Here is an 18,462-nt window from a genome sequence, read left to right as displayed (position 1 = left end):
GCTGGAAAGACATGGTGACAGTGTTTCGGGAGTGGCGATACTCAAACGCCAGGGGCACTTCACCGCACAGGACCCGCAGGGAAAGCGAGGGCCCGGCCGGCACGTCAGCAATGCGTTCGGGGGAGTGATCGTGCACGACGAATTCCTGTGCCATGTCACCGCGTACGGCGTATGCGGCGGACAGCGCATCGGCGTACCGCTCGGCACCTATCGCGCGCCGACCCTGGCCCTGGCCCTGTGGTGGCTGCGGGACCGGGCGTCCTGGATCGCCGAGCGGCTCGATCCGAGCCCGCAGGACCCCGCCTTCCCGGCCGGCGCGCTCGTCCCGGTCGGGGACACGGTGGCCGACGTCCCCGCCCTGCTGCGCGGCTGGTGTGCCGATGCCGACGGGCAGGAACTGGTCGCGGAGGAGCTGGCGGGCGGCCGGCTGGTGCGGATCGCCGCCAGCGACGAGACCACCGAGTACGAACTGCTCGCCGAGTCCGTCGACGCGCTGCGCATGCAGCGCACCCTCCCGGCGCTCGTCGTACCCGTCGCCTGACACGTGCCACCGCGGACACCGCACCTGCCCTCGGCCACCCCCGCCGGGCAGGCACACGCGTGAGCGAATCGGTAGAATTCTGGTCATGGCGGAGCGGCCGGTCGCCCCGGCGGCGCCCGAACTCGTCCTGGAGACCGACACGGGCTCCACGGTGATGAGCCCGGGCCACGACTACCGCGTCGGGCGTGATCCGTTGAGCGACATCGTGCTGGACGATGCCCGGGTGTCGTGGCACCACGCGGTGCTGCGCTGCGAGCACGACCGCTGGATGCTCGAAGACGCGCAGAGCACCAACGGCACCTACGCCGACGGCCGTCGCATCCACGCGTGGGACGTCCGCCCCGGCAGCGTCATCCGCTTCGGCAACCCGGCCGACGGCCCCCGGGCCGTGCTCACCGGGGCGCCCGCGCCCGTCCCCGGTCACCCCCCGGCCGTCTCGCACCCCGAACTGACCGGCACCTTCCGGCACCCGAGCCGCGTACGGCCGCTGCCCGCGCGCACGATCCGCATCGGCCGCGCCGACGACAACGACCTCATCGTCGACGACCTGACCGTCTCCCGCCACCACGCCGAGCTGCGCGCCACCACGGACGGCGGCTACGAGATCGTCGACCTGGGCAGCCACAACGGCACCTACCTCAACGGCCGGCCCGTCACCCGCGCCCCTGCCGGGCCCGGTGACGTCGTCGGGGTCGGCCACATCACGTACTCCCTGGTCGGCGACGAGCTCCAGGAGTACGTCGACACCGGCGAGATCTCCCTGGACGTCCAGGACCTCACGGTCGCCGTCGAGCGCGGCAGCAAGGTCCTGCTCGACCACGTCTCCTTCCCGGTGGGGGAGAAGTGCCTGCTCGCCGTCGTCGGACCGAGCGGCGCCGGCAAGTCCACGCTGCTGAACGCCCTGACCGGACAGCGGCCCGCCGACCACGGCACCGTCCTGTACGACGGCCGTGACCTGTACCGCGACTACGCCGAACTGCGCCGGCGCATCGGTCTGGTCCCGCAGGACGACATCCTGCACCCCCAGCTCACCGTGCGCGCCGCCCTCACCTACGCCGCCGAGCTGCGCTTCCCCGAGGACACGGAGAAGACCGAACGGCAGGCCCGGGTGGACGAGGTGATCCGGGAACTGGGCCTCGAACAGCGCGCCGGACAGCCCGTGCACAGCCTCTCCGGCGGCCAGCGCAAACGGGTGAGCGTCGCCCTGGAGCTGCTGACCAAGCCGTCGCTGCTGTTCCTGGACGAGCCGACCTCCGGCCTCGACCCCGGCATGGAGCGGTCCGTGATGCACATGCTGCGCGGGCTCGCCGACGACGGCCGCACCGTCATCGTGGTCACGCACAGCGTCCTCAGCCTCGGCGTCTGCGACCGTCTCCTGGTCCTCGCCCCCGGCGGCCGGATCGCGTTCTACGGCGTGCCCGACGACGCCCTCGCCTTCCTCGGCTTCGAGCAGTGGCCGGACGCCTTCGAGGCCTTCGACCGCGAGCGGGACCGGGACTGGCCGGGGGAGTACCGCCGTTCTCCGTTCCACCGGCACTACATCACCGAGGCCACCACCCAGCCCCGCCACCCGCACCAGGACTCCCGGCCGGCCGTCCCCGTGCCCCCGCGTCCCCGCAGCCCGGGCGCCCAGCTCGGCACCCTGGTGCGCCGCTACACGGCCGTCCTCGCCGCCGACCGCACGTTCCTTGTCGTCATGGTCGCCCTGCCGTTCGTGATGGGCGCCATGGCGCGGGCTCTCGCGGGCGGCAGGCTGACCCAGGACACCGCGATGAACGCACTGCTCATCCTGTGTGTCGGCGGCGTGCTCACCGGCGCCGCCAACGGGGTGCGCGAACTCGTCAAGGAACGCGCGGTCTACCGGCGCGAACGCGCCGTCGGCCTGTCCAGACCGGCGTACCTGATGTCCAAGGTCGTGGTGCTCGGCACCGTCACGGTCGCCCAGGCAGTCGTCCTCACCCTGGTCGCCCTGGCCGGCGTCGACCTCGGCGCACCCGGCGGCAGCGGCGTTCTGCTGCCGCCCCTGGCCGAAATCACCCTCGCCGTCGCCCTGCTGGCGTTCACGGCCATGATGCTCGGCCTGCTGGTCTCGGCACTCGTGCGCAAGGAGGAGGTGACGATGCCGCTGCTGGTGCTGCTCGCCGTCATCCAGGTCGTCTTCTGCGGCGCGCTGCTCCCGCTGCACGGCGTGCCCGTCCTCGAACAGGTCTCCTGGCTGGTGCCCTCCCGCTGGGCGCTCGGTGCCATGGCAGGCACCATCGGGCTGGCCCGGATCGTGCCCGGGGTCCTGACCTCCGACCCCCTGTTCCGGCACTCGACCGGCGTCTGGCTGCTCAACCTGGCCATGCTGCCGGTGCTCTCCGTCGGCTACGGCCTGCTGGTCGACCGGCTGCTGCGCGGGCAGGAACCCGCCGTGATGCGGAAGTAGGCGCTGCGATGTCGAAGCCGACGAACCAGGACCCTGCCGCATTCCGGCCCACGCACGTCGTCCCGCCCCACGGCATGCCCGCCTGGGAGGCCCCGGACCCGGCCCGCCCGACGGTGCCTCTCGACCCGCTGCTGCCCGTGGAGCTGGTGGAGCGGCGCGGTGACTGGGGGCACATCCGCTGCGCCAACGGCTGGGCCGCCTGGGTCGACGGCCGGCAGCTGGTCGCCATGCCCCAGGACCCGCCCGCCGCCGAGGACACGACCGCCGCGACCGCCGACCCGCGCCCCCTGCTGGCCGCCGTCGAGGAAGCCCTGGCCGGCTACCGGTCGGCGGTGGAGGAACTGGCGGCCGGCGGCCTGGACGGCGAGACGTTCCAGCACCGCACCCACGCAGTGCGGATCGGCATCGTGGTCGACGGCGAGTCCATGTGGGTGTACGACCCGGACGAGGGCCGCTGGCTCTACGGCGACGGACGGCACCTGAACACGTACGCCACCGACCGGACGGCGCAGGGTGAGGACGCCGGGCACGCACCCACCCGGTACGCCACCCCCAAGGGTGAGCCCTGATGGAGAGCCAGGCCGGTCTGTCCTCCGGCCGGCCCGCGGGGCTGATCGGGTGCCAGGTGGCGAACTACCTGGTCGAGAGCGAGATCGGCCGCGGCGGTATGGCCGTCGTCTACCGCGCCCGCGATCTGCGCCTGGACCGCACCGTCGCCCTGAAGCTGCTCGCCCCGGAACTCGCCCGCAACGACACCTTCCGACAGCGCTTCACCCATGAGTCCAGGGTGGCCGCCTCGCTCGACCATCCGCACATCGTGCCCGTCTTCGAGGCCGGCGAGACGGACGGCGTTCTCTACATCGCCATGCGGTACGTCTCCGGCCGCGATCTGCGCCGTCTCCTCGACGAACGCGGGCCGTTGGCCTTCGGGACGGCCGTGCGCATCGCCGCGCAGGTGGCCTCCGCGCTGGACGCCGCCCACGAGCGCGGTCTGGTCCACCGCGACGTCAAGCCCGGCAATGTCCTGGTCGCCCGGGGCACCGACAGCGACCACCCCGAGCACGTGTACCTCACCGACTTCGGCCTGACCAAGAAGTCGCTGTCCCTGACCGGGTTCACCAGCGTCGGCCAGTTCGTCGGCACCCTCGACTACGTGGCGCCGGAGCAGATCTCCGGCCGTCCCGTCGACGGTCGCTGCGACGTCTACGGCCTCGCCTGCGTCGTCTACGAGACCCTGACCGGACATCCGCCCTTCGTGCGCGAGGACGACATGGCCCTGCTGTGGGCCCATCAGTACGACGAGCCGCCCCCGCCGAGCAAGTCGCGCCCCGGGCTGCCCCCCGCCGTAGACGCCGTCTTCGGCCAGGCCCTCGCCAAGAGCCCGGACGCCCGCCACGACACCTGCCTCGGCTTCGTCGCCGCCCTGCGCTCCGCCCCGGCCGGCGCCCCCGCCGGCAGCCGCCCGCCCCCGGAGCCGGTCCTGGGGCCGTCCACAGGGCCGTCGCCCGGGCCGTCCGTGGGGCTGCCGTCCGAGCCGCACACAGGGCCGTCCTCGGACCCGCATACAGGGCCGTCGTCCGAGCCGTCCCCGGGGCCGTCGTCCGAGCCGTCCGCAGGGTCGTCCTCGGAGCCGCACACGGGACCGTCCCCGGAGGCGGACGTCAGGACCGCCGCCGGCCCCCCACAGCCACCGGACTGGGCCGGACCGGTCTTCCGCCAGGGGTCCCGACCCGCGGGTCCGGGCCGAGGGCCCGGCTAGGGGGCGCCGAGCCTTCCGCCGGGGCGTGCCGACACCCCGCCCCGCCGCCGCACCGGTCGGGCCAGCAGCGCTCCCAGGAAGCCCGCGGCCAGCCCCCAGAGCGCCCCGAGGCCCACCGCCTGCCACAGCCGGGGCCTGAGGAGCACCTCCCCGGACAGACCGCCGCCCAGATCTCCGATGCCGAGCAGGGACAGACCGTAGTGCGCCGAGATCCGGCACAGCAGACAGACCATGAACACCGTCAGCGCCAGCGCGACACCGAGGCGTACGGCGTGCTGCCAGGCCCGGACGCCGGCCGGGGCCCGGGCCGCCGTCCCGAAGGCGACGGCCAGCAGCAGCACCACGTCCGTGACCAGGAGCCACCACATCCTGCCGTCGTGGGCGGTGAGCGTGCGCAGGTTCAGCGTGGCGATGCCGGGAGTCCGCAGGATCTCGTCCAGCACATGCGGCATCGGCAGGCCGAACGAGCCGTCCACCCTTCCGTACCAGGTGGCCCCCTGGCCGAGGGTGAGGGCGAGCCAGGCCAGATTGGGGAGGCCGAGCAGGATCAGGGCGAAGGTCTCGGCGGGCTGTCCGCGCGTCGCCGCCGACACCAGCGCGAGGACGAGGCCCACAGCCACGTAACCGAGCAGCAGGACGGCCATGGCGTGGGCCGCCGGGCGCACCGATGCGTGACAGCGCAGCAGCCGGCCGGGCAGCGGAGCTCCGGGCGCCACCAGCAGGGCCAGCACCAGCACCCCGGCCAGCCACAGCAGTCCGAACAGTACGGTCAGCGGCGCGTCCGTGGTGAACCCGATCCTCGGCGTCGCGTCCAGCAGGCCGGTGAGATCGCTGAGCGTGCCGTTGCCCAGGTCGACGGCGAAGGTCTGCCGGGCGGCCAGCGCGAGGCCGATCAGCGCGAGCAGCCACAGCACCGCGATCCGGGCGGCCCAGCCGGCCAGCTCCCGGGCCGAGGCGACCGCCCGGTGCCGCAGCGGCCGCAGGAAGCCCGCGCCGATCACCAGCGCCCCGGCCAGGGTCACCGAAAGGGGCAGCACGGTGAGACCGGCCCGGGCCCGCGCCAGCTCACCCGCGTTCCCGGAGAGTTCGAGCGTGCCGCCGACCGCTGCCACCACGGTCGCCATCACCACCCGGACGAAGGCCCCGTCCGGCAGCCCCGCCGCCCCGGCCGCCCACAGCCCCAGTGCGGCGAGCAGGATCATGACGGCCAGCCCGGTCAGCACCGCCGCCACGGCCTGCACCCAGCCGTGGCGGGCGGCGGGCCGCGCGGAGTCGGTCGGAGGGCTCACCCTTGTCACGCTAGGCAGCGGCCGGACAGCCCGCCCGCCGGGTGGGCCGTCCGGCGTCGGCTTGCGAGCCCCACGGGAGCGGAGCACACAATGGGTTCGGTGTGCATTAAATGCGCATAAAGCGGGACTTAGTCTGCTATAAGCCGCGCACTGCGACGGGAAGAAGGGCTCGTGAGCGTCGAACCTCCGTCCTCCGGCCACCCGACCGGACCGCCCTCCGGCCCCCTGTCGGGACCCTCCCAGCCCCCTGCCGGACCACCCCCCTCCCCTCCCTCGCCCCCGCCGGGCGGCGGGGACGGAGCCGGTTCCAGGGGTCCGCACCAGCAGTGGTGGAGGTCCGCGCCCCGCATCGCCGCCATCACCGTCGTCTTGGTCGCCGCGGCCGTCGTGGCAGTGGTCCTCACCCGTGGCGGCGGTGGCTCGTCCGCCAAGGGCGGCGAGGTCTTCCTGCAGGCCGCGGGCAAGACGGGCCCCGATCCCTTCACGGAATCGACCACGACGAAGGAGTCCGCGCCCGCGGCGACGTTCTCCCCGACGGTGTCCGCCGCCCCCGGCGACGAGGTGCGCGGTGTCCAGGGCGGTGCCCCCGGCCTCTACAGCGGCACCCGCAACACTCCCAGCTGTGACGTCGAGAAACAGATCAAGGCCCTCCAGGCCGACCCGGCGAAGAACCGTGCGTATGCCGCCCAGGCCGGCGTCCAGCCCGCCGCCGTCCCCGCCTATCTGCGCTCGCTGACCCCCGTGACGCTGCGCGTCGACACCCGTGTCACCAGCCACGGCTACCGCAACGGAGCCGCCACCAGCTTCCAGTCCGTCCTCCAGGCGGGCACCGCCGTCCTCGTCGACGGGCACGGCGTGCCCCGGGCGCGCTGCGCCTGCGGCAACCCGCTGACCCCGCCGGTCGCCCAGCGCGGCGCGCCGCGGGTGACGGGCGACCGCTGGGCGTCGTACCGGCCCTCGACCACCGTCGTGGTCGTGCCCGCGCCGACGGTCGTCAACGTCTTCGTGATCTACGACTCCGACCACGGCGACTGGTTCCACCGGCACCGCGGCGACGACAGCGCCCGCCACGACCAGCACACGAAGCCGCCGAAGGACCCGCACCCCTGGAACCGTCCGATCCCCTGCGCGTCCGCACCGGGCACGACCGGGAAGCCGGGCTCCCCCTTGCCGCCCTGCCCCTCGGCATCGACGTCGAGCGGCCCCTCCAAGTCGTCCTCCTCGTCTCCTTCGGCTTCCTCGTCCCAGTCGTCGTCTTCTTCTTCCTCCTCCTCGTCCAAGCCCTCCTCGTCCAAGCCCTCGTCCTCGGCTTCGCCGTCGTCGTCCAAGGGGGAGTCCTCGGAGTCGCCGTCGTCGAAGACCCCGTCCTCGCAGTCGCCGTCGACGGAGACCTCCACCCCGGCGTCACCCTCCTCGCAGTCTTCGCAGTCTTCGCAGTCCTCGGAGTCATCGGAGTCATCGGCCTCGTCCGCGGAGTCCTCCGGGGCAGAGTCCCCGTCCGGCTCCGCCGCGTCCCCGCAGACCGGCGGCCAGACCGTGACCTCCAGCGCCCAGGTGCCGCCGAGCACGGCCCCCTCGGGGACGTGACCCCCGCGCTGTGCGCGCTCGGCGAACGCACCCGGGGGACTGCGCGGCCCGCCTCGGGGTACGAGGACTGGTGCGAAAGCGATCGACCGGACCCGGCTTCCGAGAGAGACATGCATGACCGAGCACCTGGGCGGGGCAGTGATACCGACTGGCTTCGACGTACCCGTGGAGCCGCTGCGATCGGCGGCGCACTACACCGGCGAACCCGGATGCATCGCCGAGGCGCGGGCCTTCGCGGCCCGGTTCCTGCAGCGGCTGCGGACCGAGTGGTGTGCCGCCATCGACGGCCGGACCGACGGTGAGCTGCTGCTCGTCGTGAGCGAGCTGGTCACCAATGCCGACCGGCACAGCAGCGGCCCGTACATCCTGGAAATGGAAGGCACGGACAGCGCGGTCAGCGTGGCCGTCTACGACAGCAGCGTGGCCCTGCCCCGCCGGTTCCCGAAGAACCCCGAGCGCGTCGGCCGGCACGGCCTGGAGATCGTGCACGCGCTTGCCGCCGAGGTGACCGTGGAACGGGTTCCGGTCGGCAAGCGCGTGTGCGCACGAGTCCCGCTGAAGGCCTGAGCCCAGGCGCTCGGGGAAGGCCTGAGCCCAGGCGCTCGGGCGATGCTCAGGCGCAGCCGAGTTCGCCGAGCATGCCCCGGCGCAGCCGCGAGATGATCCGCTTGATCAGCCGGGAGACGTGCATCTGGGAGCAGCCGAGCCGTTCCCCGATCTCCGCCTGGGTGGCCTCCTCGACGAACCTGAGGTGGATGATCTGCCGGTCGCGGTCACTGAGCTCGGCCATGAGCGGCGCGAGGGCGTGGAAGTCCTCGACGAGCCCCAGGCCCTTCTCCTCCACACCGATGAAGTCGGCGAGCACCGCTTCGCCGTCCTCGGGGCCGTCGCCGTTGAGCGCGGCGTCCAGGGACGCGGAGTTGTACCCGTTGGAGGCGAGCTGGGCCTCGACCACCTCGTCCTCGGAGATGTTCATCAGCGTGGCCAGTTCGGCGACCGTCGGGTCCCGGTCCAGCCGGCTGGACAACTCGTCGCGCGCCTTGGCCAGATCCACCCGCAGCTCCTGCAGCCGCCGGGGTACGTGCACCGCCCAGGTGGTGTCCCGGAAGAACCGCTTGATCTCGCCCATGATGTACGGCAGCGCGAAGGAGGTGAACTCGACCTCCCGTGACAGGTCGAACCGGTCGATGGCCTTGATCAGGCCGATCATGCCGGTCTGGACGATGTCCTCCATGTCGTCGCCGCGGCCCCGGAACCGTCCCGCCGCGAACCGCACGAGCGACATGTTCATCTCGATGAGGGTGTTGCGCGCGTACTGGTACTCGTGCGTGCCCTCCTCCAGTTGGGTGAGCCGCCGGAAGAACTGGCGTGACAGCTCCCGTGCATCACGCGGCGCGACGGACGCCGGGTCCTCGATGCCAGGCAGTGATGCCTCGCCCGTCCTGTCCTGCTCGGTCCTGTCGACGACGACCTCTGCTTCCGACCGGATACCGGCGGTGCTCATTGCCTCTCCCATGATCGTCACGGTGCGACGGATGCCGCTACGGCCTCTATGTGTTCGCCCCCTGCCCGGGTTGCGATCCATCGAGTACCCGCTGTGCGGGCTTCCATGCCGGCCCGCAGCGTCGCTCACCCGGCGCGTACCCGCGGTGACATGACGCATGCGCCCCCGGTCTCCGGCAGGCGGGAAATCGACGTTCCCGGACACGCGCGCGATGCCCGGCCTAGGCTGACCGGGTGAGCAACCAGGTGAGCAACGAGGCCCGTGTGATCCCACTGCGAGCGGAGCCCGCCCGGCCGGACGCCCCCGGGCCCGCACCCAAGGAGCCCCTGTGGCGCGATCTGGTCGGTGAGGTGCTGCGCCGGGAGCGGCTGGCGCAGCAGCGCACGCTCCGCGACGTGGCCGAAAAGTCCCGGATCTCGCTGCCCTACCTGTCCGAGATCGAGCGCGGCCGCAAGGAGGCCTCCTCGGAGGTCCTCGCGGCCGCCGCCCACGCACTGGGTCTCGGCCTCGGCGACCTGCTGTCCCGCACACAGGGCGAGTTGACCCGGCAGAGCGTCACTGCCCGCCGTACGGCGGCGGCGCCGCGGCACCGCAGGCCGTACGACGGGTTGTGCCTGGCGGCCTGAGACGCCGTCAGCCGATGCCCTTCTCGCGCAGCTGCCGGAAGAAGGCCCGGACGTCGCCGACCAGCAGGTCCGGCTCCTCCATGGCCGGGAAGTGCCCGCCCCGGCCGAACTCCGTCCAGCGGACGATGTTGTCCGTGCGGTCCGCCTTGCTCCGCAGCGGCACCTGCAGCTCGGCGGGGAACACCGCCAGCGCGGTGGGCGCCGTGGACGGTTCGGCGGGCGCCGCCGCACGGCCGGTGGCGTGCGCGCGCTCGTAGTAGATCCGGGCGGACGAACCGGCGGTCCCGGTCAGCCAGTACAGCATCACGTTGGTCAGCAGCAGGTCCCGGTCCACCGCCTCCTCGGGCAGCTCCACGGAGTCCGTCCACTCCCGGAACTTCTCGACGATCCAGGCGAGCTGGCCGACGGGCGAGTCCGTCAGCGCGTACGCCAGGGTCTGCGGCCGGGTCGAGTGCAGCAGGGCGTACGCCGCCGCGTCGCCCGACCAGGCGGACCAGCGGCGCCACGAGACGAGCGTGCGCTCCCGCTCCTCGGGGCCGAGCGCGGCCAGCTCCTCCTCGGTGGGCTCGCTGGTGGCCTGCGCGCCCGGCAGCAGGTTGAGGTGGACGCCGATCACCCGGTCGGGATGGGCGCGGCCCAGCTCGCGGGAGATCATCGCGCCCCAGTCGCCGCCCTGCGCGCCGAACCGCTCATAGCCGAGGCGCCCCATCAGGTCGGCCCACGCGTCGGCGACCCGGCCCGCCTCCCAGCCGGTGTCCGTCGTGGGCCCGGACAGTCCGAACCCGGGGATGCCCGGCACCACGACATGGAAGGCGTCGGCCGGATCCCCGCCGTGGGCCGCCGGGTCGGTGAGCGGTCCGACGACGTCCAGGAACTCCACGATCGACCCCGGCCAGCCGTGCGTGATGACCAGCGGGACGGCGTCCGGCTCCGGCGAGCGGATGTGCGCGAAGTGCACGTTCGCCCCGTCGATGGTGGTCGTGAACTGCGGCCACTCGTTCAGCCGGGCCTCGGCCGCACGCCAGTCGTACGTCTGCCGCCAGTACTGCGCGAGTTCCCGCAGGTAATCCGGTGGCACCCCGTACGCCCAGCCCACCCCGGGCAGGCCGTCCGGCCAGCGGGTGCGGTCCAGGCGGTCGTACAGGTCGTCGAGGTCGCTCTGGGGGACCGACAGACGGAAGGGGCGGATGCTGCTCTCGGCGGTCGAAGAGGTCGTCGAAGGGGTCATGACCCGGATGCTACTGGGGGACCGTCGTCACCCGCGGGGAGCAGTCCGGGGCGCGGCCGATGAGTTTCGCCGCGCGGACCGGTCGGTAAGGGTGACCGTGTTTCCACACTCCAGGAGGTGCCCATGACCACGGACGGCTTCACCACGTGTCTCTGGTTCGACGGCCGGGCCGAGGAGGCCGCCGACTACTACGTGTCGGTCTTCAAGAACTCCAGCATCCAGCGCGTCGCACGCTACACCGAGGCGGGCCCCGGCCCGGCCGGCTCCGTGGTGACCGTGGAGTTCACGGCCAACGGCCAGAAGTTCGTCGCGCTCAACGGCGGTCCCCAGTTCACGTTCACCGAGGCGGTCTCCTTCCAGATCTTCTGCGCCGACCAGCAGGAGATCGACCACTACTGGACCAGGCTCACCGAGAACGGCGGCGAACCCGGCCCGTGCGGCTGGCTCAAGGACCGCTACGGCCTCTCGTGGCAGGTCGTACCCGACCGGCTCATCGACATGGTGTGCGACCCGGACCCGGAGAAGGCCGCACGCGCCACCGGGGCCATGATGAGCATGGGCAAGCTCGACATCGGCGAGCTGGAGAAGGCGTACGCGGGCCGGTAGCGGGCCGGCGGTCCGCCGTGCCGCTGACGAACGGAACACCGGTGGTGGTGTCCAGGACACCGCCACCGGTTGCTGTCCGCCGGTCGTCAGACCCGGTCGGCCACGATGAGCAGGTACTGGAAGCTGCCGTTGCGGTACGCGGTCAGGAAGGTGTCCTCGATGCCGGTGACCAGGTGGTCCGCCTCGCGGCGCAGTTCCCAGTACGGGACGGTCGCCTCCGTGAGGTCCTGCACGTGCACCGGCACCAGCCGGTTGCGGGCCATCGCGCGGAAGTACGCCGACCGCGGATGGATGTCGCAGATGTAGTGCGCGTTGATGAGTGAGACCTCACGTGAGGCCTGCCCGTAGGTGTCGTTGTAGCAGCCGGTGATGACCACGTACCGTCCGCCGCGGCGCAGCAGCCGGGCGTGCTCGGCGAACAGCAGGTCCAGCTCGACGTACATGGTGGACTCGTTGTTCCACGACGCCGCGTACGCGCCCGACGTGAAGCCGGTGTCGAGCATGTTGCGGTGGTGGTAGCGCACCTTGCCGTCGATACCCCGGCTGCGCGCCTGCTCGTTGGCGAAGTCGGCCTGTTTCGCGGAGATCGTGACGCCGTCGGAGTGGCAGCCGTAGCGCAGATGCGCCACGACACTGCCGCCGCCGCGCCCGCAGCCGGCGTCGAAGACCCGGTCGGCGGGGGAGAGCGGTCCGAGGTGGCCGGCGAGCAGCTCGGCCTGCGCGTGCTCCAGCCGGTGCAGTTCGGTCGTGATGGCTTCCCGGCGCAGGTCCGGGTCGGGCTCGTCGAGCACCGACAGATCGGCGGCGCCGATGCCGTAGTGGTGGTGGTACAGGTCGTCGATCTTCCCGAGTTCCAGGTTGACCGGGTTCTCCTCGGCGTTCCAGTAGTCCGCGACGCGGCTCTGGTAGATGGACTGAGCCGGTACCGGAGCGGTTGCGGTCCGGGCGACGGGGACAGTCGTCAAAGGTGACTCCTCATGACGCGTGTGACGGTCTTGACCCATGGCGGTGCTCCGCGGAGCGGGGCGGTCACCAGTAGTCGGGCAGGTGGTAGCGGTGGGTGTTGGTGGAGTGCCACTCGTGGTTTCCGGACACCCAGGCGGCGAGCCCCTGGGCGTACCGCTCCACCAGCGGCGAGGTGGCGGACAGCACGGCCGACTCCTCCTCGAAGGCCTCCATGATCCGGTTGTGGATCTCGACGGACTTCAGATAGGCGGCCTTGAGCCCGCGGCGTTCGTTGGCGGCGACGACCTGCGGCAGATTGAGGTGGTCCGGATCGCTCGCCAGCTCCTTGGTGAAGGAGTACAGGTCGTTGACGATGGTGGTGGCGTTGCAGGCCAGGGCGGTGATCCGCTGGATCTCGGGGCGGGCGTAGATCGGCTCGGGCAGTTCGTAGCCGTCCACCGCGTCGACGAGGGCCAGGCAGGGCCGGAAGTTGTTGAACTGCCGCATCACCAGGTACTCCCAGACCCGCGGCACGTACCGGGTCTCCATCCAGGCGGCCTCGGCCAGATAGCCCATGTGCAGCCGGGCCATGTCGTGCACGAACCGGCTGGTCTGGCTGGGCGTGGCGAAGGTGGCGTAGTCCGTGAGGGCGAAGTGGTACGAGCGCAGCGGACCGTCGGCCCGTACGCCCTGGCGCCACTCCTCCTCCAGCTCCGGGATGCCGTGGTAGGGATCGAGCGCCGACTGGGCGATGATCAGCGGGCCGCCCAGGCCGCGCCGTGATCCGCCTCGGCCCTCGTCCTCCTCGCAGTAGCAGGAGTCCACGACGTTCTCGGCGAGCAGCAGTTTGCCCGCGGCCGTCAGCCGCTCCAGATCGAGGGCTCCCGGATGCTGGAGTGCGACGGCCCGGCCGAACTGGAAGCCGGAGAAGTCCCCCTTCCAGGCCTGCGGGAACAGGTCCAGCTCGCGGGCCCAGGCCTCCAGCCGGCGGTCGACCTCGGCGGCCTTCTCCGGGTCGGCGGGAACGGCCGGCCGGTAGTGCAGCCCGGGGATCGCCCCGGTGCGCCGGTCTCTGCGCATGCTCCGGGCGATGTCTGGCGGTCCGGGCAGCCGGTAGGAGTCGGTGGGTGCGCTCATGACGTGCTCCAGGCCGTCACTCGGCCGTCCGGCCGATCTGGACGTTCTCCAGGATTCCCGCCGCGTCGGGGACCAGGATGGCGAGTGAGTAGTAGGCCGTGACGAGGTAGTTGATGATCGCGGCGTTGTCGATGCCCATGAAGCGGACGTTCAGGCCCGGCTGGTACTCCTCCGGGATGCCGGTCTGGTAGAGGCCGATGACGCCCTGGTCGGCCTCGCCGGTGCGCAGCGCGATGATGCTGCTGGTGTGGTCACCGCTGATCGGGATCTTGCCGCACGGGAAGATCGGCACGCCCCGCCAGGCGGGCACCTCGTGGCCGTCCACGCTCGCGGTGCCGGGCACCAGGCCCCGCTTGTTGCACTGCCGGAAGAAGGCCGCGATCGCCTTCGGATGGGCGAGGAACACCTTCGTCTTGCGCCGCATCGACAGCAGCTCGTCCATGTCGTCCGGCGTCGGCGGCCCGGTGTAGGTGCTGATCCGCTGGCCGTAGTCGACGTTGTGCAGCAGTCCGAACTCGCGGTTGTTGACCAGCTCCCACTCCTGCCGCTCGCGGATCTCCTCCACGGTCAGCCGGAGTTGCTGGGCGGTCTGGTCCATCGGGTGGTTGTAGAGATCGGCGACCCGGGTGTGCACCCGCAGCACGGTCTGGGTCAGGGACAACTCGTACTCGCGGGGCGCGAGTTCGTAGTCCACGAAGCCGCCCGGCAGGGTCGGTTCGCCGACATGGCCGGCCTGTACGGGGACTTCCGCCTCGCCCTTGCGGTTCATGGGCTTGAGCTGCTGTTCGACGTACGCCCGCAGGTGGGCCCCGAGGGACGGCGCCCGCTCGGTGAACTCCTCCACGACGGCCCAGGGCAGTGCCAGCACCACACCGGCGGTCTCCGCCCGGACCGAGGTCAGCCAGAGCGGATCGGACTGGCCGACCGCCTCGTCGCCCATCTGGTTGCCGTCGGTGACGACCCCGATGACCTCCTCCTCACCGTACTTGCCGGCCGCATAGCGGGTGAACCGGCCGTGCACCACGAGGTAGGCCTCGGTCACCGGCTGCCCGGCCTCGAACAGCACCTGGCCCGCGCGCACCTCCCGCGGCTGGAAGCGGGCGGCGATCTCCCGCAGTACGTCGGTGTCGGAGTAGCCGCGCAGGATCGGCAGCTCGGTCAGCGTCTCGGGGATGACCCGGATGTCGTCGGCGCCGTTCTGCTCGAAGTGCACGCGCCCGCGGCCGGCCCGCAGCTGCAGACGCCGGTTGACCCGGTAGGCGCCGCCCTTGACGTCCACCCACGGCAGCGTCTTCAGCAGCCATCGAGAGGTGATGGCCTGCATCTGCGGTTCGGACTTGGTGGTGGTGGCGAGCTGGCGGGCCGCGCGGGTGCTCAGACTGCTGAGCTGCCCGTCGGCCGAGGACATGGGGTCGGGTTCGTCGACTGCGGAACCGGTGGCGATGTCCGGAGTGGACACATTCCCTCCTGCGGAGAGGCGAACACGGGTGATGCGGATCGGTCGGTGGTGCGCGGGGTGCCGGTGCGCTCGGACCAGCCAAACAGGACGCTTGATCCGCGGGTACAGCGTGAAAGGGGCGCTTTTGATCTCCGTGTGGTGCAAACCCGTTGGTGAGGGCGTTGTGCGCCGCAAGCGGTGATCGCGCGCCGGTCTGCTGCTTCCGCGCCCGGGTTTGACCGCGCACAGGCCACGATCTCCGTACGGCCGTCGCGCAGGCCACGACCGCCTTGCGGCCGCCGGGCCGTTCGGCGCGCGGCCCGGCGGCAAGGTGACTAGCGTGATGTCCGGGGGCAGAACCGTCTGACCGGGAGGGTCCGGACCATGGCCGTGCAACCTGAGGGAACGCCCTGTTGGGCGGATGCGATGTTCAGCGACCTGGAGGGCGCCAAGCGCTTCTACGGCGACGTCCTCGGCTGGACCTTCGGCGAGTCGTCGTCGGAGTACGGCAACTACACGCAGGCGTACGCGGACGGCAGGGCGGTGGCCGCCGTCGTACCGCCGATGCCCGGCCAGGAAGGGCAGTCGCAGTGGTGCCTGTACTTCGCCTCGCCGGACGCCGCCGCGACCGCGGCGAAGATCCGGGACCACGGCGGCGAGGTGCTCATGGAGCCGATGCAGGTCGGCGAGTTCGGCACCATGTGCCTGGTCCGGGAGCCCAGCGGGGCCGTGTTCGGGGTGTGGCAGGCGGGTGTCCACGAGGGCTTCGAGGCGACGGCGACGCCCGGCGCCTACTGCTGGGCCGAGGTCTTCACCCGTGAGCCCGAGAAGGCCGACACCTTCCTGGCCGCGGTCTTCCCGTACCGGGCGAAGCAGATCGAGGACGACGCGGTCGACTTCCGGCTGTTCGACATCGGCGGGGACGCCGTCCTCGGCCGGATGCGGATGACCGACGACTTCCCGCCCGAGGTGCCGTCGTACGTCAATGTGTACTTCACCGTCGACCACTGCGACGAGGCCGTGGCCCGGGCCGTCAAACAGGGCGCCGTGCTGCGCTTCGGGCCCATGAGCAGCCCCTTCGGCCGGTTCGCGGCGCTCACCGACCCGCAGGGCGCCAACTTCTCGGTGATCGACATCACCACCACCGAGGGAGAGATGCCGACGATCAAGGACGTCTGAACGGCCCGGTCCGGCGGCCCGCGCGGCCATGGCATGATCGAGCGCATGCGTGAACGTGTGGTGGCCGCGTGCGACGGGGCTTCGAAGGGAAACCCCGGACCGGCCGGATGGGCATGGGTGGTCTCGGACGACGAGCGGACCCCCGCCCGCTGGGAGGCGGGCCCGCTCGGCCGGGCCACCAACAACGTCGCCGAACTGACCGCCCTGGAACGTCTGCTGGCGGCCGTCGACCCGGACGTGCCGCTGGAGATCCGGATGGACTCCCAGTATGCGATGAAGGCGGTCACCACCTGGCTGCCCGGCTGGAAGCGCAACGGCTGGAAGACGTCCGCCGGTAAGCCGGTCGCCAACCAGGACCTGGTGGTCCGCATCGACGAACTGCTCGGCGGCCGGTCCGTCGAGTTCCGCTACGTCCCCGCCCACCAGGTCGACGGCGACCCGCTGAACGACTTCGCCGACCGCGCCGCCAGCCAGGCCGCCTCGGTGCAGGAGGCGGCCGGCAGCGCTCATGGTTCCCCGGAGCCGCCGCCGTCGCCGGACACGCCCAAGGCGGCCGCTCCGCGCCGCAAGGCGCCCCGCCCGAGCGGCGGCGGAGCGTCCTCGCGCACCATCAAGGCGAAGTTCCCCGGCCGCTGTACGTGCGGCCGTTCCTACGCCGCCGGCGAGCCCATCGCCAAGAACGCCCAGGGCTGGGGCCACCCGGAGTGCCGCGGCGCCGAGGCCTGATCAGGCGTCGAACGTGTAGAACTTCGTGTGGTCCAGCAGGTCCGAGGGGCGGACGTCGTTCCACGGCTTCATCGTGTCGTTCAGGTCGACGACGTCCGGCGTCCCACCGGTCGGCACATAGCCGGCGTCCGGGTGCCGGCGCTGCCACTCGGCCCACAGCTTGTCTATGTAGGCGTGGTGCAGCCAGAACACCGGGTCGTTGGGGGAGACCCCGGTGCCCATCTGCCCGCCGACCCACACATGGACCCGGTTGTGCAGATTGACCCCGCGCCACCCCTCCAGGTGGTTGCGGAAGCCGTCGGAAGCACTGTTGTACGGCGCCATGTCGTACGTGGACATCGCCAGCACCGACTCCACCTCGGCGCGCGTCGGCAGCTCGCGCACGCCCGAGCCGAGCGAGCGGCGCAGGAACGCACGGCCGTCCACCCGTACGTTCATCGGCCAGTTGCCGGAGGACGCGGCGAAGGGGCCGTCCATCACCCGGCCGTCGGAGCTGCGCCCGGTGCCGCCGAGGAAGTCCGGCGCCCACAGCGAGGCGCGCACCGTGCGGTCGGTGCTCCAGTCCCAGTAGGGCAGCGCGACGGAGGAGTCGACCGACTGCAGCGCCCCCTCGAAGTCGAGCAGGAATCTGCGGTGCCAGGGCAGGAAGGACGGCGAGCGGTGCCCGGTCCGTTCGCCGGTGTCGGTGTCGGACATGATGAAGGCGTTGTGGGTGCGGACGAACTCGTCGTAACGCCCGTTGCGCTTGAGTTCGAGGACGGCGCCGGTGAACCGCCGCTTCTCGTCGGCGGTCAGGGTGGCCTGGTTCTTGCGTACGGTCATGAGTGCGGTGCTCCGGATGTCCTTGCGGGGGCGGTCAGTTGGCGGGGAACGGCAGCAGGGGTGCGCCCTGCAGCTCGTCCACCGCGGCACGTGCGGCGGCGCGCGGCGTGGGCACCGGGTCGTAGTGGCTGACGACGCTGATCCAACTGCCGTCGGCGTTCTGCATGACGTGCAGCTCCACCCCGTCGACGAGCACGGAGTAGCCGCCGCCGTGTCCGTGGTGGTGACCGCCCATGCCCGACGGGCCGCCCTGTATCCGCCGGCCCTTGTAGACCTCGTCGAAGGAGTCCGAGGCGCCGTGCTCGTGCCCGGCGGCCGATGCGGCGGGTGCGACGAGCGTGGCGGCCGTGGCCGTGGCGGCGAGGGCGGCCGCCGCGGTGAGCGCGCGGCGCCGGGTGAGTTCGGGCATGCGTGTCCTCCTGGGAGAGGTGTTCGAGTGGTGACTCCGCATGCCTACCGGCCCGTACCGGAGAGGAAGAAATCGCCCGTAACCGGTTGGCTGTGATCCGGACAATTAGCCACATGTCATGCAAGATTGAACAAAGATGATCTTGCTGTGCCGTGAGCTCCATCGGTTGCGGAACGGGGAATTCCTTGCCGGGGCATCCGTGATTCCGGTGATCTTTCGCGGCCGGGGGTCGCCCGAG

General features: G+C 71.7%; 18 protein-coding genes. 10 read left to right on the top strand and 8 right to left on the bottom strand.

What is annotated here, in order from left to right; all coding sequences use genetic code 11:
• Positions 1 to 130 precede the first annotated feature (130 nt).
• The 4 genes from ACZ7P3_RS34340 (at position 131) to ACZ7P3_RS34325 (ending at position 4,728) form a co-directional block, all read left to right on the top strand.
• Positions 131 to 541, top strand: coding sequence for a hypothetical protein (locus tag ACZ7P3_RS34340; protein WP_472087870.1), 411 nt, complete (start codon positions 131 to 133; stop codon positions 539 to 541).
• Between the two features lie 85 nt (positions 542 to 626).
• Positions 627 to 2,969, top strand: coding sequence for an FHA domain-containing protein (locus ACZ7P3_RS34335; RefSeq protein ID WP_472087692.1), 2,343 nt, complete (start codon positions 627 to 629; stop codon positions 2,967 to 2,969).
• 8 nt (positions 2,970 to 2,977) lie between these two features.
• Positions 2,978 to 3,538 (top strand): hypothetical protein, encoded by a 561-nt coding sequence (locus ACZ7P3_RS34330; RefSeq protein WP_472087690.1) that lies wholly within the window; start codon positions 2,978 to 2,980, stop codon positions 3,536 to 3,538.
• Positions 3,538 to 4,728: a serine/threonine-protein kinase gene (locus tag ACZ7P3_RS34325; RefSeq protein ID WP_472087688.1), complete on the top strand. Its 1,191-nt coding sequence runs from the start codon at positions 3,538 to 3,540 to the stop codon at positions 4,726 to 4,728. The genes ACZ7P3_RS34330 and ACZ7P3_RS34325 overlap by 1 nt, the downstream gene beginning before the upstream one ends.
• Here the strand turns inward: ACZ7P3_RS34325 and ACZ7P3_RS34320 are convergent.
• The gene (locus tag ACZ7P3_RS34320) at positions 4,725 to 6,017 is read right to left on the bottom strand and encodes a streptophobe family protein (RefSeq protein ID WP_472087686.1); all 1,293 of its coding nucleotides are present in this window, start codon (positions 6,015 to 6,017) and stop codon (positions 4,725 to 4,727) included. The two genes, ACZ7P3_RS34325 and ACZ7P3_RS34320, sit on opposite strands and share 4 nt — an antisense overlap.
• A 171-nt stretch (positions 6,018 to 6,188) precedes the next feature.
• Here ACZ7P3_RS34320 and ACZ7P3_RS34315 point away from each other — a divergent pair, with 171 nt between their 5' ends.
• On the top strand, positions 6,189 to 7,604 hold the full coding sequence (locus ACZ7P3_RS34315) for a DUF6777 domain-containing protein (RefSeq protein ID WP_472087684.1): 1,416 nt from the start codon (positions 6,189 to 6,191) through the stop codon (positions 7,602 to 7,604).
• A gap of 114 nt (positions 7,605 to 7,718) precedes the next feature.
• Entirely contained in the window at positions 7,719 to 8,171 is a 453-nt protein-coding gene (locus ACZ7P3_RS34310; RefSeq protein WP_472087682.1) for an ATP-binding protein, read from the top strand.
• A 46-nt stretch (positions 8,172 to 8,217) separates the two neighbouring features.
• Here ACZ7P3_RS34310 and ACZ7P3_RS34305 read toward each other — a convergent pair whose 3' ends face one another.
• Positions 8,218 to 9,108, bottom strand: a complete 891-nt coding sequence (locus ACZ7P3_RS34305; RefSeq protein WP_472087868.1) for an RNA polymerase sigma factor SigF — start codon at positions 9,106 to 9,108, stop codon at positions 8,218 to 8,220.
• 233 nt (positions 9,109 to 9,341) lie between these two features.
• On the opposite strand from ACZ7P3_RS34305, the gene ACZ7P3_RS34300 reads away from it, so the two are divergent.
• Positions 9,342 to 9,734 (top strand): helix-turn-helix domain-containing protein, encoded by a 393-nt coding sequence (locus ACZ7P3_RS34300; RefSeq protein ID WP_472087680.1) that lies wholly within the window; start codon positions 9,342 to 9,344, stop codon positions 9,732 to 9,734.
• A 7-nt stretch (positions 9,735 to 9,741) separates the two neighbouring features.
• On the opposite strand, the gene ACZ7P3_RS34295 is transcribed toward ACZ7P3_RS34300, so the two are convergent.
• The gene (locus ACZ7P3_RS34295) at positions 9,742 to 10,962 is read right to left on the bottom strand and encodes an epoxide hydrolase family protein (protein ID WP_472087678.1); all 1,221 of its coding nucleotides are present in this window, start codon (positions 10,960 to 10,962) and stop codon (positions 9,742 to 9,744) included.
• A 123-nt stretch (positions 10,963 to 11,085) separates the two neighbouring features.
• Between ACZ7P3_RS34295 and ACZ7P3_RS34290 the strand changes: the two genes are divergently transcribed.
• Positions 11,086 to 11,568, top strand: a complete 483-nt coding sequence (locus ACZ7P3_RS34290; RefSeq protein WP_472087676.1) for a VOC family protein — start codon at positions 11,086 to 11,088, stop codon at positions 11,566 to 11,568.
• 86 nt (positions 11,569 to 11,654) lie between these two features.
• Here the strand turns inward: ACZ7P3_RS34290 and ACZ7P3_RS34285 are convergent, their stop codons facing one another.
• The 3 genes from ACZ7P3_RS34285 to ACZ7P3_RS34275 form a co-directional block, all read right to left on the bottom strand.
• Positions 11,655 to 12,533, bottom strand: a complete 879-nt coding sequence (locus ACZ7P3_RS34285; protein WP_472087674.1) for a geranyl diphosphate 2-C-methyltransferase — start codon at positions 12,531 to 12,533, stop codon at positions 11,655 to 11,657.
• Positions 12,534 to 12,597: 64 nt separating this feature from the next.
• Positions 12,598 to 13,650 (bottom strand): family 2 encapsulin nanocompartment cargo protein terpene cyclase, encoded by a 1,053-nt coding sequence (locus tag ACZ7P3_RS34280; protein WP_472087672.1) that lies wholly within the window; start codon positions 13,648 to 13,650, stop codon positions 12,598 to 12,600.
• 16 nt (positions 13,651 to 13,666) lie between these two features.
• Positions 13,667 to 15,109: a family 2B encapsulin nanocompartment shell protein gene (locus tag ACZ7P3_RS34275; protein ID WP_472087670.1), complete on the bottom strand. Its 1,443-nt coding sequence runs from the start codon at positions 15,107 to 15,109 to the stop codon at positions 13,667 to 13,669.
• Between the two features lie 363 nt (positions 15,110 to 15,472).
• Between ACZ7P3_RS34275 and ACZ7P3_RS34270 the strand changes: the two genes are divergently transcribed.
• Positions 15,473 to 16,267, top strand: coding sequence for a VOC family protein (locus ACZ7P3_RS34270; protein ID WP_472087668.1), 795 nt, complete (start codon positions 15,473 to 15,475; stop codon positions 16,265 to 16,267).
• A gap of 33 nt (positions 16,268 to 16,300) precedes the next feature.
• Positions 16,301 to 16,993, top strand: a complete 693-nt coding sequence (locus tag ACZ7P3_RS34265; RefSeq protein WP_472087666.1) for a ribonuclease H family protein — start codon at positions 16,301 to 16,303, stop codon at positions 16,991 to 16,993.
• Here the strand turns inward: ACZ7P3_RS34265 and melC2 are convergent, their stop codons facing one another.
• Together melC2 and melC1 are read right to left on the bottom strand one after the other, a co-directional pair.
• Positions 16,994 to 17,815, bottom strand: coding sequence for a tyrosinase MelC2 (gene melC2 / locus ACZ7P3_RS34260; protein ID WP_472087664.1), 822 nt, complete (start codon positions 17,813 to 17,815; stop codon positions 16,994 to 16,996).
• Between the two features lie 34 nt (positions 17,816 to 17,849).
• A complete protein-coding gene (gene melC1 / locus ACZ7P3_RS34255; RefSeq protein ID WP_472087662.1) occupies positions 17,850 to 18,224 on the bottom strand; it encodes an apotyrosinase chaperone MelC1 in 375 nt (124 codons plus the stop codon).
• Between the last annotated feature and the right edge of the window lie 238 nt (positions 18,225 to 18,462).

Source organism: Streptomyces sp. NPDC107581 (genome assembly GCF_055657175.1).
Note: the sequence above shows the minus strand (reverse complement) of the source record. Positions and strands in the feature narration are given on the sequence as shown.

Excerpts from the sequence above, each read along its gene's own strand:
- ACZ7P3_RS34295 (WP_472087678.1), bottom strand. The coding sequence starts at position 10,962 with ATGACCCCTTCGACGACCTCTTCGACCGCCGAGAGCAGCATCCGCCCC.
- ACZ7P3_RS34270 (WP_472087668.1), top strand. The coding sequence starts at position 15,473 with ATGGCCGTGCAACCTGAGGGAACGCCCTGTTGGGCGGATGCGATGTTC.
- melC2 (WP_472087664.1), bottom strand. The coding sequence starts at position 17,815 with ATGACCGTACGCAAGAACCAGGCCACCCTGACCGCCGACGAGAAGCGG.
- ACZ7P3_RS34335 (WP_472087692.1), top strand. The coding sequence starts at position 627 with ATGGCGGAGCGGCCGGTCGCCCCGGCGGCGCCCGAACTCGTCCTGGAG.
- ACZ7P3_RS34310 (WP_472087682.1), top strand. The coding sequence starts at position 7,719 with ATGACCGAGCACCTGGGCGGGGCAGTGATACCGACTGGCTTCGACGTA.
- ACZ7P3_RS34265 (WP_472087666.1), top strand. The coding sequence starts at position 16,301 with ATGATCGAGCGCATGCGTGAACGTGTGGTGGCCGCGTGCGACGGGGCT.
- ACZ7P3_RS34325 (WP_472087688.1), top strand. The coding sequence starts at position 3,538 with ATGGAGAGCCAGGCCGGTCTGTCCTCCGGCCGGCCCGCGGGGCTGATC.
- ACZ7P3_RS34280 (WP_472087672.1), bottom strand. The coding sequence starts at position 13,650 with ATGAGCGCACCCACCGACTCCTACCGGCTGCCCGGACCGCCAGACATC.
- ACZ7P3_RS34305 (WP_472087868.1), bottom strand. The coding sequence starts at position 9,108 with ATGAGCACCGCCGGTATCCGGTCGGAAGCAGAGGTCGTCGTCGACAGG.
- melC1 (WP_472087662.1), bottom strand. The coding sequence starts at position 18,224 with ATGCCCGAACTCACCCGGCGCCGCGCGCTCACCGCGGCGGCCGCCCTC.
- ACZ7P3_RS34290 (WP_472087676.1), top strand. The coding sequence starts at position 11,086 with ATGACCACGGACGGCTTCACCACGTGTCTCTGGTTCGACGGCCGGGCC.
- ACZ7P3_RS34330 (WP_472087690.1), top strand. The coding sequence starts at position 2,978 with ATGTCGAAGCCGACGAACCAGGACCCTGCCGCATTCCGGCCCACGCAC.